Origin of the sequence: Collinsella sp. AM15-2 (genome assembly GCF_003471985.1) — a bacterium.
Taxonomy (GTDB): domain Bacteria; phylum Actinomycetota; class Coriobacteriia; order Coriobacteriales; family Coriobacteriaceae; genus Collinsella.
This window is the reverse complement of sequence record NZ_QRKO01000026.1, coordinates 1-15438: the sequence shown is the minus strand read 5'-3', so window position 1 is coordinate 15438 and position 15438 is coordinate 1. Positions and strand designations below refer to the sequence as shown.

At 60.3% G+C, this 15438-nt stretch carries 14 protein-coding genes; 13 read left to right on the top strand and 1 reads right to left on the bottom strand.

Going from position 1 to position 15438, the window contains the following annotated elements:
• The 4 genes from mfd to DW171_RS09165 all read left to right on the top strand — a co-directional run.
• Positions 1-2272: transcription-repair coupling factor (gene mfd, locus DW171_RS10255; RefSeq protein ID WP_199586930.1), on the top strand; the 2272-nt coding region annotated here is incomplete at its 5' end.
• Positions 2273-2352: 80 nt separating this feature from the next.
• Positions 2353-3216 (top strand): phosphatase PAP2 family protein, encoded by an 864-nt coding sequence (locus DW171_RS09175; protein ID WP_118271028.1) that lies wholly within the window; start codon positions 2353-2355, stop codon positions 3214-3216.
• Positions 3217-3261: 45 nt separating this feature from the next.
• Positions 3262-4287 carry a low specificity L-threonine aldolase gene (locus tag DW171_RS09170; RefSeq protein WP_118271027.1) on the top strand — a complete coding sequence of 342 codons (1026 nt, stop codon included), beginning with the start codon at positions 3262-3264 and terminating at the stop codon, positions 4285-4287.
• Positions 4288-4364: 77 nt separating this feature from the next.
• Entirely contained in the window at positions 4365-5060 is a 696-nt protein-coding gene (locus DW171_RS09165) for a GNAT family N-acetyltransferase (RefSeq protein ID WP_233539147.1), read from the top strand.
• Here DW171_RS09165 and DW171_RS09160 read toward each other — a convergent pair.
• A complete protein-coding gene (locus DW171_RS09160; RefSeq protein WP_117637435.1) occupies positions 4963-5685 on the bottom strand; it encodes a GntR family transcriptional regulator in 723 nt (240 codons plus the stop codon). The genes DW171_RS09165 and DW171_RS09160 overlap by 98 nt on opposite strands.
• Positions 5686-5890: 205 nt before the next feature.
• Between DW171_RS09160 and DW171_RS09155 the strand changes: the two genes are divergently transcribed.
• The 9 genes from DW171_RS09155 to DW171_RS09115 all read left to right on the top strand — a co-directional run bounded on the left by DW171_RS09155 (position 5891) and on the right by DW171_RS09115 (position 15204).
• The gene (locus DW171_RS09155) at positions 5891-6883 is read left to right on the top strand and encodes an SIS domain-containing protein (protein ID WP_118226093.1); all 993 of its coding nucleotides are present in this window, start codon (positions 5891-5893) and stop codon (positions 6881-6883) included.
• 293 nt (positions 6884-7176) lie between these two features.
• Positions 7177-8259: a DMT family transporter gene (locus DW171_RS09150; RefSeq protein ID WP_118271026.1), complete on the top strand. Its 1083-nt coding sequence runs from the start codon at positions 7177-7179 to the stop codon at positions 8257-8259.
• Between the two features lie 183 nt (positions 8260-8442).
• On the top strand, positions 8443-9366 hold the full coding sequence (locus DW171_RS09145; protein WP_118271025.1) for a PTS mannose/fructose/sorbose transporter subunit IIAB: 924 nt from the start codon (positions 8443-8445) through the stop codon (positions 9364-9366).
• 36 nt (positions 9367-9402) lie between these two features.
• Positions 9403-10197, top strand: coding sequence for a PTS sugar transporter subunit IIC (locus DW171_RS09140; protein WP_117634395.1), 795 nt, complete (start codon positions 9403-9405; stop codon positions 10195-10197).
• A gap of 13 nt (positions 10198-10210) precedes the next feature.
• Positions 10211-11044, top strand: a complete 834-nt coding sequence (locus tag DW171_RS09135; RefSeq protein WP_117765550.1) for a PTS system mannose/fructose/sorbose family transporter subunit IID — start codon at positions 10211-10213, stop codon at positions 11042-11044.
• 199 nt (positions 11045-11243) lie between these two features.
• A complete protein-coding gene (locus DW171_RS09130) occupies positions 11244-12227 on the top strand; it encodes an SIS domain-containing protein (protein ID WP_233503150.1) in 984 nt (327 codons plus the stop codon).
• A gap of 160 nt (positions 12228-12387) precedes the next feature.
• The gene (locus DW171_RS09125) at positions 12388-13017 is read left to right on the top strand and encodes an HAD family phosphatase (RefSeq protein ID WP_158571050.1); all 630 of its coding nucleotides are present in this window, start codon (positions 12388-12390) and stop codon (positions 13015-13017) included.
• 355 nt (positions 13018-13372) lie between these two features.
• A complete protein-coding gene (locus tag DW171_RS09120) occupies positions 13373-14380 on the top strand; it encodes a YitT family protein (protein WP_118271023.1) in 1008 nt (335 codons plus the stop codon).
• 104 nt (positions 14381-14484) lie between these two features.
• Positions 14485-15204: a GntR family transcriptional regulator gene (locus DW171_RS09115; protein ID WP_118271022.1), complete on the top strand. Its 720-nt coding sequence runs from the start codon at positions 14485-14487 to the stop codon at positions 15202-15204.
• Positions 15205-15438: the final 234 nt, after the last annotated feature.

Here is a 15438-nt window from a genome sequence, read left to right as displayed (position 1 = left end):
CGCCCTCACCGCCCGCTCGCTCGGGGCGGGCGCGGCCCAGGCTGCCGCCGGTGCCGCCGTGCCCACCATCTCGCGCGGGCGCGTGACCTTTGTCGATGCCGCCCTGCCGCAGGGCGTGGTGGTGCCCGATGCCAACCTGGCCGTGTTCTCGATCGCCGACCTCAACGCCCGTATGGATGCCAACCGCGCGCGCAGCCGCCGCAAGGTGGACATTACGCAGATCACCTTCCCGTTTAAGCCGGGCGACTACGTGGTGCACGCAACGCATGGCATCGCACTCTTTAGCGAGATTGCGCGTCAGGAAGTGGGCGGCAAAGAGCGCGACTACTTTTTGCTGGAATATGCCGACGGCGACAAGCTCTACGTGCCGCTCGAGCAGGTCGACCGCATCACGCGCTATGTTGGCCCCGACGGCGACAAACCGCGCCTGACCAGGCTCAACACAGCCGACTGGACGCGCGCCACCAACAAGGCGCGCAAGAACGCCAAAAAGCTGGCGTTTGACCTGGTCGACCTGTATACGCGCCGCTCATCAATCGCGGGTATCGCCTGCCCGCCTGACACGCCCGAGCAGATCGAGATGGAGGAGAGCTTTCCTTACGACGAGACGCGCGACCAGCTGGAGGCCATCGCCGACATTAAGGCCGATATGGAGGCGCCCAAGCCCATGGACCGCCTGCTGTGCGGCGACGTGGGTTTTGGCAAGACCGAGGTTGCCCTGCGCGCGGCGTTTAAGTGCGTGGACTCCGGCCGCCAAGTCATGGTGCTCTGCCCCACGACCATTCTGGCCCAGCAGCACTACGAGACGTTCTTTGAGCGCTTTGCCCCGTTTGGCCTCGAGGTCGAAGTGCTCAGCCGCTTCCGCACCCCGGCGCAGCAAAAGCGCGCGCTCAAGGCGTTTGCCGAGGGCACGATCGACGTGCTCATCGGCACGCATCGTCTGCTTTCGGCCGACGTGAACCCCAAGAACCTGGGCCTGGTGATCATCGACGAGGAGCAGCGCTTTGGCGTGCAGCACAAGGAGCAGCTCAAGAACCTGCGCGAGCAGATTGACGTGCTCACGCTTTCGGCAACGCCTATTCCGCGAACCATGCAGATGGCCACGAGCGGCGTGCGCGACATGAGCCTGATCACGACGCCGCCGACTGGGCGTCGTCCCGTGATCGTGCACGTGGGGGAGTACGACCCCGATGTGGTGAGCGCGGCGATTCGCCTGGAGGTGGGCCGCGGCGGTCAGGTGTATTACGTGTCCAACCGCGTCAAGACCATCGACGACGCCGTGGCGCGCGTGCACGAGGCCGCGCCCGAGGCGCGCGTGGGCGTGGCGCACGGCAAGATGAGCCCGCGCGAGGTCGAGGACGTGATGATCGAGTTTGCGACCAAAAAGATCGACGTGCTCATCGCCACGACCATCGTGGAGAGCGGCATCGACAACGCGACCGCCAACACGCTGATCATCGAGGATTCGCAGCGTCTGGGCCTGGCGCAGCTCTACCAGCTCAAGGGCCGTGTGGGCCGTTCTGCCACGCAGGCCTACGCGTACTTTATGTTCCCGGGCGAGCTACCACTCACCGAGGAGGCGACAGCGCGCCTGACCGCACTTTCCGAGTTCCAGGACCTGGGCAGCGGCATGCGCATCGCCATGCGCGACCTGGAGATCCGTGGTGCCGGCTCGCTTATGGGCGCCGAGCAGCACGGCAACCTGTCGAGCGTGGGCTTTGACCTGTTTACGCAGATGCTGGGCCAGGCGGTAGCCGAGGCGCGCGGCGATGACGATGCCGGCGTGGAGGCGGCGAGCGTGGGCATTAACCTGCCGGCCGACTACTTCTTGTCCGAGGAGTACCTGCCGGCGGTGGATCAGCGCGTGCTCGTGTACCGTAAGCTCGCAGCGGCCGAGGACCTGGAGAGCATCGATGAGGTGCAGGAAGAGACCGAGGCCGCGCATGGCGAGCTGCCGTTGGCAGGACTCAACCTGTTCAATCGCGCACGAATCCGCATTCGCGGCGAGCGCCTGGGGCTCGAGAGCGTCACGCTCAGCGGCGGTCGCATCACGTTTTTGGGCGTCGACGTGCCCAAGAAGGTGGCCTTTGAGCTAAAGACCCGCTATGGCGCGGTGAACTTCCCCAAGAGCCGCAAACTGTCGGTGCCCTACAAGGCGGGCGCCGGCGCGGGCAGCGGCCTGGGTCGCGGTCTCGACGCCAACGACGGTACCGGCCCCGTGGCCGCGGCACTCATGCTGTTGCAGCAGTTGGGTGCGAGCGACGACGACTAACAAGTAGGGGATGTGGCGGGACGAAGTCATCTTTGCCCCGCCATCTCGCAGATTGATTTCAGCCCCATCGAAAGGAAAGCATGTTCGGATACATCTATAAGAAAGATGTCGCCATTATCGCGGTTGTCCTGTGCCTTTGTCTGGGCGTGGGCAGCTTCTTCGATTACCAGATCTCGACCGCGCTGTTCAACATCGGCAGCATGTACGGTCGCTTTATCGAGGCCGCCGGCGAGCTGCCGTTCGAGCTGACGGCGAGCGTTGCGGGCGTTATGCTCGTGCGCGCGGTGCGTCCCGATTCCAGAGGGAGCAAATGGCTCGCCGTGCTCGGCGTCCTTGTCAACGTTGGCCTGGCCGGCTACGAGATCGTTTCGTCCCTGCGGGTCGGCGGCAAACTCATCGCGGCTCAGTTGGTGCTGACGTTTGCGCTGGTCATCGTTGCCAACCTTATCGTCTATCGCCTCACACGCGACACCGATCCCGACGAGCTCACGCGCTGGGCGTTGATGGTGCTTGCCGTGTGGGTCGTTCAGGCCATTATCCTCAACGTGATCGTCAAGCCGCTGTGGTCGCGCCCGCGCATGCGCGTGATCGAGGTCACGCCGGGGCTCAATTTTCAGCCGTGGTGGGTGATCGGCAACCCCGACAAGTGGGCCTATATCGCCGCCGGCGTGATCAAGGACGGCTTTAAGTCGTTTGCGAGCGGACACACGGCGCACGCGGCGATCGGCCTTATGCTCGCCGGGCTTCCCGCGGCGGCCTTTAAGGAAAAGCCGTCGCGCCGCCGCGTGGTCTTTTGGGTCGCCGCTGTGGTTGCGGCGCTCGTCGCCTTTGGTCGCATCGTGATCGGTGCGCACTTTTTGAGTGACGTGAGCTGCGGCTTTGCCTTGGTGCTGGCGCTTGAGTGCCTTGCCGCGCGCATTGCTTATCCGGGCGGCGTACAATAGCCCCATCTGAATCATCGGGCTCGTGCCCGGCTAGAGAGGATTACCATGCTCGCGTTCAACAACGACTATTCCCACGGCGCACATCCGGCAGTGCTGCAGGCGCTCGTCGACACCAATATGGAGCCGCAGCCCGGCTACGGTACCGATGCACACACCGAGCGTGCCAAGCAGCTCATTCGTGAGGCCTGTCAGGCACCCGATGCCGACGTATTTTTCCTGGTAGGCGGCACGCAGGCCAACGCGACGGTGATCGACATGCTGCTCGCGCCCTACGAGGGCGTCGTTGCCGCCGAGACCGGCCACGTCGCCTGCCACGAGGCGGGTGCCATCGAGTTTGGCGGCCACAAGGTGCTCACCATCCCCGGCTACGAGGGCAAGATGCATGCCGAGGATCTCGAGAATTATATCCAGGTGTTCTACGAAAACGAGAGCTACGAGCACACGGTGTTTCCGGGCGCGGTGTACGTGAGCCTGTCGACCGAGTACGGCACGCTGTACTCCAAGGCCGAGCTCGCGGCGATTCACGCGGTGTGCCAGAAGCGCGAGATTCCGCTGTTTGTGGATGGCGCCCGACTGGCCTATGCGCTGGCAGCCGATGAGTGCGACATTACCCTGCCCGAGCTGGCGCAGCTGTGCGACGTGTTCTACATCGGCGGCACCAAGTGTGGCGCGCTTTGCGGCGAGGCCGTGGTGTTTTGTGGCATGCACGCTCCGGCGCATCCCATTCCGCGCATTAAGCAGCACGGCGCGCTGTTGGCCAAGGGTCGCCTAACGGGCGTCCAGTTTGAGGCGCTCTTTACCGATGGCCTGTATTTTGAGATTGGCCGCCAGGCGATTGAGACGGCGCAGGCGCTTCGTCGCGTGCTGCACGAGCGCGGCTACCAGTTCTTCTTGGAGACGCCCACCAACCAGCAGTTTGTGATTCTGCCCAACGAGGACATGGCGCGCATTCGCGAGCACGCCTCGATCGAGTACTGGGAAAAGTACGACGAGACCCACACGGTGGTGCGCTTTTGCACCAGCTGGGCCACGACGCAGGAGGATATCGACGCGTTGGCGGCGGTTCTGTAGGTTGATGTGACGAGGAGGGCCGCCTTGCGCCTGGGTTTGGCGCGGGGCGGCCTTTGCTTTTGAGGGAGAAGGGCTGTATGACCGAGATGTCCGAGCCGACGATTCGCCTGGCGACGCCCGATGATGCGCCGGCGTTGCTTGCCATCTATGAGCCGTATGTGCGCCAGACGGCGATTACCTGCGAATACGAGGTGCCGAGCGTTGAGGAGTTCGCTGGGCGCATCGAGCGCACACTCAAGCGCTATCCGTATCTGGTGATGGAGCTGGACGGGCGTCCGGTAGGTTATGCCTATGTGAGTCCGCTCAACAGCCGCGAGGCCTATGACTGGTCGGTCGAGACGTCGATCTACCTGGCGCGCGACGTGCGCCACGGCGGGCTGGGCCGCAAGCTGCACGATGCGCTTAAGCAGTGCCTGATCGCGATGGGCATCACCAACATGTGCGCGCTCATTGCCGTGCCGCACGACAAGGACGATGAGTACCTGACGCACAACAGCCAGGACTTCCATGCCCATATGGGATATCGCCTGGTGGGTGCCTTCGACCGCTGCGCGCAAAAGTTCGGCCGCTGGTACGACATGTGCTGGATGGAGCTGGTCCTAGCCGAGCGCACACCCAACCAACCCAAGCCGACCTGGTTCCCCGACCTCCCCAAACCTGTCCCTTTTTGGCCGGTTAGCCGATGGGCTCGGTGTATTTGGCGCGGTCGGTGCGTTGGATGCGCTTGGAGATGTGCAGCGGGCGGCCGTCGGTGTCGTAGACGTAGTCGGTGATCAGGATCAGTGCCTGCCCGCGCTCAACGTTGAGCAAAAACGCCTCGTTTTGCGAGGCGTAGCACACCTCAAAGGTCTTATGCCCCTGTGCCGGCGCGCGATGGAATTCTTGGCGCAGCGTGGCGTAGAGCGAACCGTTGATATCGCGATCGATGAGTGCTTCAAAGCTCGGTGGTAGATAGGTGGTCTCCAGGCACAGTGGCGCATCGTCCAGGTAACGCAGGCGGACAAGTTTGACAAGCTTGCTGCCCACGGTAGCGTCAAAGAACTTGGCCACGCTGCCCATTGCTTTGGCAAAGCCCGAGTCCACCGTGCGCGTGGTGGGCTTCATGCCCCGGCCTTCGACCTGCTTGGTATAGCTCGAAAACACCAGGTTGTTCTCGTGGAGCGCGGGCGTGTCGGCCACAAAGGTGCCACGTCCGCGCTCGGTGCGCACCAGGCCCTCGTCAACTAACACCTTAAGCGCGTGGCGCACGGTGCTGCGCGACAGCCCCGATTCGTCCATGAGCTCCATCTCGGACGGCAGCTTGTCTCCGCGTGCGTAGGTGCCGGCGGCGATGCGGTCACGCAGCGTACCCGCCAGACGCTCGTATTGGGCCAAGTTCTTTTTTGACGAAGTGCTCATGCGAATAACCTGTATCTAACTTATATGCTTACCGAACCAAGCATGTATCCAACATGACAACAAAACCGCTGGTAATAGATTGCCGAAAACTTTACCAGCAAAATTTCTAAGACAAATATAGCATACAACTAGTCGACATAACCAAAACATGTATGTAACTTGTATGCCATCGAGAGCATCAAACGAGAAGAAAGGCTGATGCACGATGACTACTCAGGAACAGGTTAAGGACGTCGTCTCCCAGGTTTTGGCTGACAAGGCGGACAAGGGCGGCATCAAGCGCGTCGTGTGGATCGGCGCTGGCGGATCCAACGGCGGCAACTATCCTGCCCAGTACTTTATGGAGCACGAGGCCACGCAGGTCGTGAGCTCCAGCTACACCAGCAACGAGTTCGTGCACGCCACCCCGGCCTACGTTAACGAGAACACCCTGGCCGTCGTCGTGTCCATGCGCGGCACCAAGGAGACCATCGTCGCCGCCCAGGTCGCCAAGGATCACGGCGCCAGCACCATCGCCATCTATGTCGACGAGTCCGGCCTCACCGAAGTCTGCGACTACAAGATCCAGTATGACAGCTTGGCCGTCGATGAGTCCTGCATGGGCCGCACCAACTCCGCCGTCGTGACCATGATCGCCATGGAGCTTACGCAGCAGACCGAGGGCTATGCCGAGTACGAGACCGCTATGGCCGCTTTCGACTTGGTCGACCCCATCTATCGAAAGGCCGTCGAGTACACCCGTCCGCTTGCTGCCAAGTGGGCCGAGCAGAACGCCGACAAGCCCTGCATCAACGTGATGGCTCAGGGTCCGCTCTTTGGTGCCGCCTACGTCTTTAGCATCTGCAACGTGCAGGAGATGCTGCAGATCGACTCCTGCACCATCAACACCTGCGACTTCTTCCACGGCCCCTTCGAGATTCTGGACAAGCGTACCTCGCTGTTCCAGCTCATCAGCGTCGGCCGCAGCCGCTGCAACGACGAGCGCGGCATCCGTTTTGTCAATCAGTACGGTGGCGAGCGCGTCTATCAGCTCGACGCCAAGGAGCTCGGCCTCAACGACATCAAGGACAGCGTGAGCGAGTACTTCAACCACCTGATCTTTGCCCCGATCCTCAACAACGTGTACATGCGTGCACTCTCTGCCGTTACCCACAAGGACTACATGACGCGCCGCTACATGTGGAAGCTTGAGTATTAGTTACGGCGTTTTACCAAACGCCGTAACCGCTCGACGCTGCAAACCCGCCAGAGCGGCAATCTGCCTTTCAGCTTCGGCGGCATGACCAGAAGGTCAATGCCGCCTCGTTTCAAGGCACCTTGCTCGCTCTGGCGGGTTTTCGCTGACATTGCCAAAACATCGACGATACCGTGGCTGGCGGGACACTCCCTTTGTCTAGAGATTTCCCGTTTGCCGATTTGTGCCTTGAAAAATGTATATAACGACTATAACGTAGTGTGAAACATATTGGAAACAATACCGAGGAGGCTGCGTTGAAGAAAAGCAATCTGGGCTATGTGCTGGTGCTGATCGCCGCGCTTATGTGGGGTAGCATCGGAATCTTTGTAAACGGCATCTCGGCCATGGGCGTTACGTCCCAGAGTATGGCTGCCTTTCGCTTGTTGTCGGGTGCCGTCTTAATGGCTCCGGTCTTGGCATTCATGGGTTGCCAGGGAGGTGCTCGTGAGGGAAAGGCATCGGGTCCCCTGGCACTGTTCAAGGCAAGTCCTAAAGAGCTTGTTCCTTGTGCGCTTCTTGGCATTATCGGCCTCGCCACCGCTAACACGCTTTATTACGAGTGCATGGGCGAGGTGGGCATGTCCACGGCCTCGGTGCTGCTCTACACCTCGCCGGTGTTTGGCGTCATGCTCGGCCGCGTACTTTATCGCGAGGATGTGACTCCCAACAAGCTCGTTGCCATCGCTTTTAACATCGGTGGCTGTGTGCTTGCAGTGACCGATGGCGACCTTTCCGGTTTTCATTTTTCGGTTTGGGGCGTCACGTCGGGCGTGATTGCGGGCTTTTGTGGCGCGTCGCTCGCGGTGTTTAGCCGGATAGCAACCAAGACGGTCCACCCGCTGGCTGTCACGTTTTGGGGCCTTGTTTTTGGCGGTGCGGTTATGGCGGCTATCGCGGCTCCGTGGCCAGATGTCGCCGCGGCAATGTCGCCACAGCTGCTGCTGCTGTTCCTTGGCTTTGGACTCATCCCCACAGCCGTGGCCTATGTCTTATATATGCAGGGTCTGTCCATGGGGCTCGAGACGTCGAAAGTTCCCGTCGTAATGTCATTCGAGACGGTCGTCACCGTGCTGCTGGGCATTGGTGTCTACGCCGAGCTCGCCGGTGCGATCAAGGTTCTGGGCATCGTGCTGGTGCTCGCGTCCATCCTGATTATGAACACCGACTTCTCCAGGCTGCGCAACAGTGTGTTTGTCGGCCATGTCATTGAGAGCATGACCTTTAAGCCCAATGCGTGGTGGACGGAGAAATCGCAGGACATGGATCTGTTTAAGGAACGCACCGGCATCGCGCTGGAGCCCACCGTGCAGGAAAGCCCCTGGTACTTCGTGCGATAAGGGATTGCGCACGGCGTCCGACCTGGGATTATCCAGCCAGCGCCGGCCTACCCAGCCCCAACGTTTCAAGTACGTTAAACCCGTCAACGGTCGATTTTCACCCGCGAACGGTCTTTATACTAATTAGCAATATAAGCAACGTATAAGACGTTATAATGACCATAACGAAAAGGAGGAGGCAAGATGAATCAGATCATTCTCGCATCTCATGGCGGCCTGGCCGCAGGCGCCAAAGACACGCTCGAGATGGTTCTCGGCGACGTGTCGAACGTCCACGTCGTGTCGCTTGCTCGTGACGACAAGGAGCCCATCACCAATAAGGTGGACGCCATGATCGCCACGTTCAACGCGGACGACACCGTCTATGTGCTGACCGATATGCTCGGCAGCTCGGTCAACAACAGCATGGTCGAGCTTTCCAAGAACGGCACGAAGTTCACGGTTGTCAGCGGTTTCAACATCCCGCTGGCGCTCACGCTCGCTATGAGCCCCGTCCCCGTCAAGGGTGCCGAGCTCGCGGCCCTTATCAACGAGGCCCGCACCGGTCTGACCAACCCCAACGCACCGGTCGAGGTCGCCGCGGCTCCCGCCAAGAAGGCCAAGGCGTCCCGTCACAGCTCCGGTCCCGCCAAGATCGTCCTCGCACGTCTTGACTACCGTCTGCTGCACGGCCAGGTCGTCTTTACCTGGACCACCAAGGTTCAGGCCGAGCGCATCATCGTCGTCGACAACGCTGCCGCCAACGATGACATCAAGAAGGGCGCTCTTAAGCTGGCCAAGCCCCAGGGCGTGCGCCTGAACGTCTTCACCGTCGAGCGTGCCCTCGCCAAGATGGACAAGCTCAACACCCTCGGCGAGCGCGTCATGTTCGTCTTTGGCAACACGGCCGAGATGCTGCAGTTCTGCCAGGGCTACAAGCTCGACGCCATCAACCTGGGCGCCACCGCCAACCACGACGGTGCCGATCAGGTCGGCGGCAAGGACAGCTCCGTCTTCTTCGACGCCACCCAGAAGGCCGACGTCAACCAGCTGCTCGACATGGGCATCAAGCTCTACGTCCAGCAGACCCCTACGTATCAGAGCGTCGACATCGACGCCAAGCTGTAATCAACCAGGCTTTTGCCTGACTGAAAGGAGAAGGGTATGAATACGTTCATCAGTGCGGTGCTCGTCGGCCTCGTCGGCGTGTTCTGCATGTGGGACTCCCGCCTGCTCGGTCGTCTTAACTTCGAGCAGCCCCTCGTTGGCGCTACGCTCGTCGGTCTGCTGCTGGGCGATGTGCCCACCGGCCTTGCCGTCGGTGCCGCCGTCGAGCTCGTGTCCATGGGCCTGGTGCAGGTCGGCGCCGCCGTTCCGCCCGATATGGTCCTGGGCGGCATCGTGGCCGCTGCCTTTGCGTGCCTGACCGATGCTTCCGCCGAGACCGCCATGACGATCGCCATCCCGGTCGCCGTCCTGGGTCAGCTCCTCGGCATCGTGTTCCGTTCCATCATCGCCGCCCTCACCCATGTGGCCGATAGCGCGATCGATAACGGTAACTTCAAGACCGCCTACCGTATGCACATCTGCGCCGGCTCCGGTCTGTACGCCATCATGTACTTCCTGCCGATCTTCCTGGCCGTCTTTGTTGGCACCGACCTGGTTCAGGCCATCGTCAACATGGTTCCCGAGTGGCTGTCCGTTGGTCTGAACGTTTCGACCAAGATCATGACCGCCTACGGTCTGGCTCTGCTGCTCACCATGATGATCAAGAAGGGTATGACCCCGTTCCTGTTCATCGGTTTCCTGCTCGCCGCCTACCTCAACCTGTCCGTCATCGCGGTCGCTCTGATCGGTGTGTGCCTGGCTATCGTCTTCATGGGCTTCAAGTTCAATGGCTCCCATGCAACCGCCGGTGTCGATTCCGACTACGATCCGCTCGAAGACGACGAAGACTAAGGAGGAACACACTATGGCAACCGCAACCAAGGACGTGTCCCTGAACAAGAAGGTCAGCCAGTTCTTCTGGCGCTCCTGGGCCATCCAGGCCTCTTGGAACTACGAGCGTCAGATGAACATGGGCTTCCTCTACGGCATGGTTCCTACGCTCGACCGCCTCTATCCGGACGAGTCCGACCCCAAGCAGCTCGCTGCTAAGAAAGAGGCTTACCACCGTCACATGGCGTTCTACAACTGCACCCCGCAGACGAGCGCTTTTGTCCTAGGTCTCGCCGCCTCCATGGAGGAGGAGTACGCCAAGGATCCCGAGAACTTCGATCCCGATTCGATCAACGCGGTCAAGACCTCCCTCATGGGTCCGCTTTCCGGCATCGGTGACTCCCTCTTCCAGGGCACCATCCGCGTTATCGCCTTTGGCCTGGGCGTTCAGCTGGCTCAGCAGGGCTCCATCATGGGCCCGATCCTGGCCATGCTCATCTCCATCGTCCCCTCTGTGCTGATCACTTGGTTCGCAGCCAAGATGGGCTATCAGGGCGGCCACGAGTACCTGAGCAAGCTTCAGGGCGGCGACCTCATGGAAAAGCTCATGTATGTCTGCGGCATCGTAGGTCTTATGTCCGTGGGCGGCATGATCGCTACGCTGATCGGCGCCACCACCCCGCTGCAGTTCGCTGAGGGCACCGTCGTTATCCAGGACATCCTGGACGGTATGATGCCCCAGATGATCTCCCTTGGCCTCACCGGCCTTATGTACTGGCTCATCAAGAAGAACGTCAACACCGGTTGGCTTCTCGTGATCGCCATCGTGGGCGGCATCGCCCTCTCCGCGGCCGGCATCCTGGCCTAGTCGCGACCAAGCGCCTAACCGCTTTCCCCCGGGGGCCTGCCTGGCATCCCATACCCCAGGCAGGCTTCCATCCCTAGATGTGTCAAAGGGACAGTTCTTTTGACACATCCTCAACGGGCCGGCGACTCGGTCCAAACCACGGTAACCCTGCGAGCGCCCGGCAATGTGGCGCCGCAAAAAATCGAAAGGAATGTGTCAGATGTACGAGATCGACCTTAACCTCCCTAAGCAGATCGTCGCTGACGTCCTGTCCAACCACGAGATCCACAGCGTCGCCTTCGTCGGCTGCGGTGCTTCCATGTCCGACCTTTACCCTGCCAAGTACTTCCTGGCCAACAACACGGACAAGCTGAACGTTCAGATCTTCACCGCTAACGAGTTCAACTACGACACGCCTTCCTGGGTCAACGAGCACACCTTCGTGATCACCTGCTCCCTCGGTGGCTCCACGCCCGAGACCGTCGAGGCCAACAAGACCGCCAAGAAGCACAACTGCCCGGTCGTCTCCCTCACCAACAAGGCCGGCTCCGCTCTGACCGTCGACGCCGACCACGTCATCGTTCACGGCTTCCATGCCAACTACGCTGCCAAGTGCGAGAAGCCTGGCTACGCCATCGCTCTTGCTCTCGAGATCCTTCAGCAGACCGAGGGCTATGACCACTACGAGGACATGATCACCGGCCTCACCAACGTCTTCGAGCTCTGCGAGAACGCCGCTCAGTCCGCCAAGGGCCTCGCCAAGCAGTTCGCCCAGGACTTCAAGGACGACAAGATGATCTACTTCATGGCCTCCGGTGCCTCCGAGAAGATGGCTTATTCTCACGCCGCCTTCCTGTTCACCGAGATGCAGTGGATCGACGCCGCCGCCTACAACACCGGCGAGTACTTCCACGGCCCGTTCGAGGTTTCCACCGAGGGTAAGCCCTACGTCTTCTTCATGTCCGATGGTGCCACCCGTCCGATGGACGCCCGCGCCCTCACCTTCCTTAAGCGCATGGGCGCCAAGGTCGCTCTGATCGACTCCAAGGACTACGGTCTGGCCGACGCCGTGCCGGCAAGCGTCGTCACCTACTTCAACCCGCTGCTGCACCTCGCCGTTATGCGCGAGTACGGCAACCAGATCGCTGAGGCCCGTCAGCACCCGCTGACCATGCGTCGCTACATGTGGAAGCTTTCCTACTAATCACAAGTAAGTAGACCTTACAGGTTGATTGAGAGGGGATGGGGTTTGCGCCCCGTCCCCTTTTTTGCTCTGGGGAGGGCGCGCCCGTCGCGCCGCAAAACCCCAGATAAAACCTACCAAAATAAACCTGTCCCTTTTTGGCAGGTGGGAGGAGATGCGTATGATCAAGGCAGTGCTGTTTGATATGGACGGCGTGCTGGTCGATACCGAGTGGTTCTATAACCGTCGCCGCGTTGCGTTTATGGAGGAGAAGGGGTTCTACTTTGACGAGATCCCCGATCTTTCGGGGTCTAACGAGCCCGCTATTTGGGAGACGCTGGTTCCCGACGATATTGAGCTGCGCGAGCGCCTGCGCGTGGAGTACAAGCAAGTCTACAGCCCGGACCACCCCGTTCCGTATGCCGAGCTGCTCAACGAGCAGACGGAGTCGGTGATGCGTGAGCTGCACGAGCGCGGCGTGAAGTGTGCCATCGCGAGCTCGTCGTATCGTGAGTTGATTGACGAGCTGGTGGAGATTGCGGGTATCGCCGACGTACTGGACTACACCATCAGTGGTCACGAGTGCAGCGCGTTTAAGCCCGACCCCGAGATCTACCTGCGTGCCATGGAGGCGCTGGGTATGGAGCCTGCCGAGTGCCTGGTTATCGAGGACTCGCCTTTGGGTATCGAGGCCGGCAAGCGCTCCGGCGCCCGCGTCCTGGCGCTGCGCCCGCACGAGGGCGTCAACCTGGATCAATCGCGAGCCGATGCCGTTATCGACAATCTGACCGACATTTTGGCCGCTCTGTAGCGTTGATTCACCGCAAAAAGCACGGGTTCAAACGTTTTTTGCGGTGGACTGGCTCGATTTGGTTTCGATTTGGTCCGTTTGGCTTCGACTCAGACTAAGTGAGTAGACTTTTTGGCGCAGGCCGAGCACAAAGCGTATCTGCCTTAGCAAAACCGCAGGTCGCAGAGGTGGCTATTTTTGGGTGTGCTCGGCAGATCGCAAAAAGTCTACTCACTTAGATTTTTGCCCTTTGGTCGTAGGAGTTGCTGGTCCCGTTTTGGTTGTCGAGAGAGGGTGAATTGAGGCGCCCTCTGTCGCTCCATGTTACAATCGCCGACATGCCCCACAACTACATCTGCCTTCGAAGGGAGCCTACGTGGCGAACGCCATCGACCAGCTCGCGGACCGCGTGCTCGTGCTCGGCCGCCTCACCATCGTCCGCCGCGCCATCACCGCCGTGGCGGTCACAATTTCCGCCGTTCTCCAGACATTCCTGATCCAGGCGTTCATTCAACCCGCCGACCTGCTTCCGAGCGGCCTCACCGGCGTCGCGGTCCTGCTCGATCGTGTTACCTCGCTGGGCGGCGTTCACATCGACATCTCGCTCGGCATGCTCGCGCTCAACATCCCCGTGGCGCTCCTGTGCTGGAGCGGCATTAGCAAGCGCTTCGTCATCTTCTCGATGATGCAGGTCATGCTCTCGTCGCTGTTCCTCAACGTCTTTCACTTCGCGCCGTTTTTGGGCGACAAGATCATGCTCATCATTTTTGGTGGCGTGGTCTCGGGTCTGGGCGCTGCCATCGCGCTTAAGTCCGGCGCATCCACCGGCGGCACCGACTTTATCGCGCTGTGGGTTTCCAACCACACGGGCAAGACCATCTGGGGCGTTATCTTTGGTTTCAACTGCTTTATCCTGGCGATCTTTGGCTTTATGTTTGGCTGGGACAACGCGGCGTACTCCATCGTGTTCCAGTTTATTTCGACCAAGACCATCGACAGCTTCTATCGTCGCTACGATCGCGTGACGCTGCAGATCACGACGCGCAAGGCAGACGAGGTCATGACCGCCTATGTTGACCATTTTCAGCATGGCATTAGCTGTGCCGAGGTCATTGGCGGATACAGCCGCGAGAAGATGTACCTGCTGCATGCCGTTGTCTCGACCTACGAGAGCCAGGACATTATCAAGCTGGTGTGCGACATTGATCCCGGCGCCGTGATCAATGTGTTCCATACACTCAACTTTGTGGGCGGCTGGTGGGGCGGTCATGTCGACGAGCCCATGCCCACGGCCGTGCCCGATCCCGACAAGCCCGCGCGCATGGCCAGCAGGCAGGCGCGCCTCATCGATCAGGACAGCCTGCAACAGGACGACGGCAGGTAAGGATTTGCTGTATGCGGTGTATCGTTTTATCATTATGAGGTAACATGAAACTAGACGTTATATACGTATTAGTTATTTCAATATTTCGATAAGAGTGATTAGATATGCCTGCACCCAAAAATGCACCGCTTTACCAGCAGATTTACGACGAGATCAAGGATGCGATCGAGAAAGGTGTTTATGCACCCAAGGAGCGTATTCCGTCCGAGCTCGAGCTAGCCGAGCAGTACGAGGTGAGCCGAATTACGGTGCGTCGCGCCGTCGAGGAGCTGTGCTCCGATGGCTACCTGGTTAAGCAGCAGGGCCGTGGCACCTTTGTTTCCACGCCGCACATCAATCGCCAATTTCACGCCTCGACGCTGCAGACGTTTACCGCGCTGTGTGCCGGCAACGGCATGAAGGCCGGTGCGCACGTGATCGATCGCCAGATTGTGCCGGCGCGCCAAAACGAGATGGAGTTCTTTGGCCTGCAGAAGGACGCGCTGCTGCTGCACATCAAGCGCGTACGTACAGCCGACGGCGAGCCCATCTTTGAGGAGAACATCTTTGTGCCGTTTGACGCCTACCGTGAGCTGTTGACGGCCGATCTTGAGGACAAGTCGATTTTTGCCGAGGTCGAGCGTGTTGGCAGAACGCCGATTGTCTCGGTTGGCTACCGCACGGTCGAGGCCGTTCGCGCCAACGCCGAACAGGCCGCCGAGCTGGGCATTGCCCCGCACGACCCGCTGCTCAACCTGCGTGCCGGCTTTATCGGCCCCAATGGCGAGCCGGTCCTGATGGGTAAGCAGTACTACGTGGGATCGCGCTACGTCATGGTCATGTAGCTCTAGTTGCGCGGTTTTCCAAACCGCGCAACGGCTCGACGCTGCAAACGCCCCTAAGCGGCAATCTGACGTTCAATCGTCGGTCGCGTACCGAAGTACGCTTCCCTTCTCTTTCACGTCACCTTGCTCGCTTAGGGGCGTTTTCGCTGACTTATGCTCAACCGGCGACGTTTCCGCGCTTGTCAAGATAGTCATTGGGTGTTCCTATAGTTTTGTCAACCTTCGACGCTACTC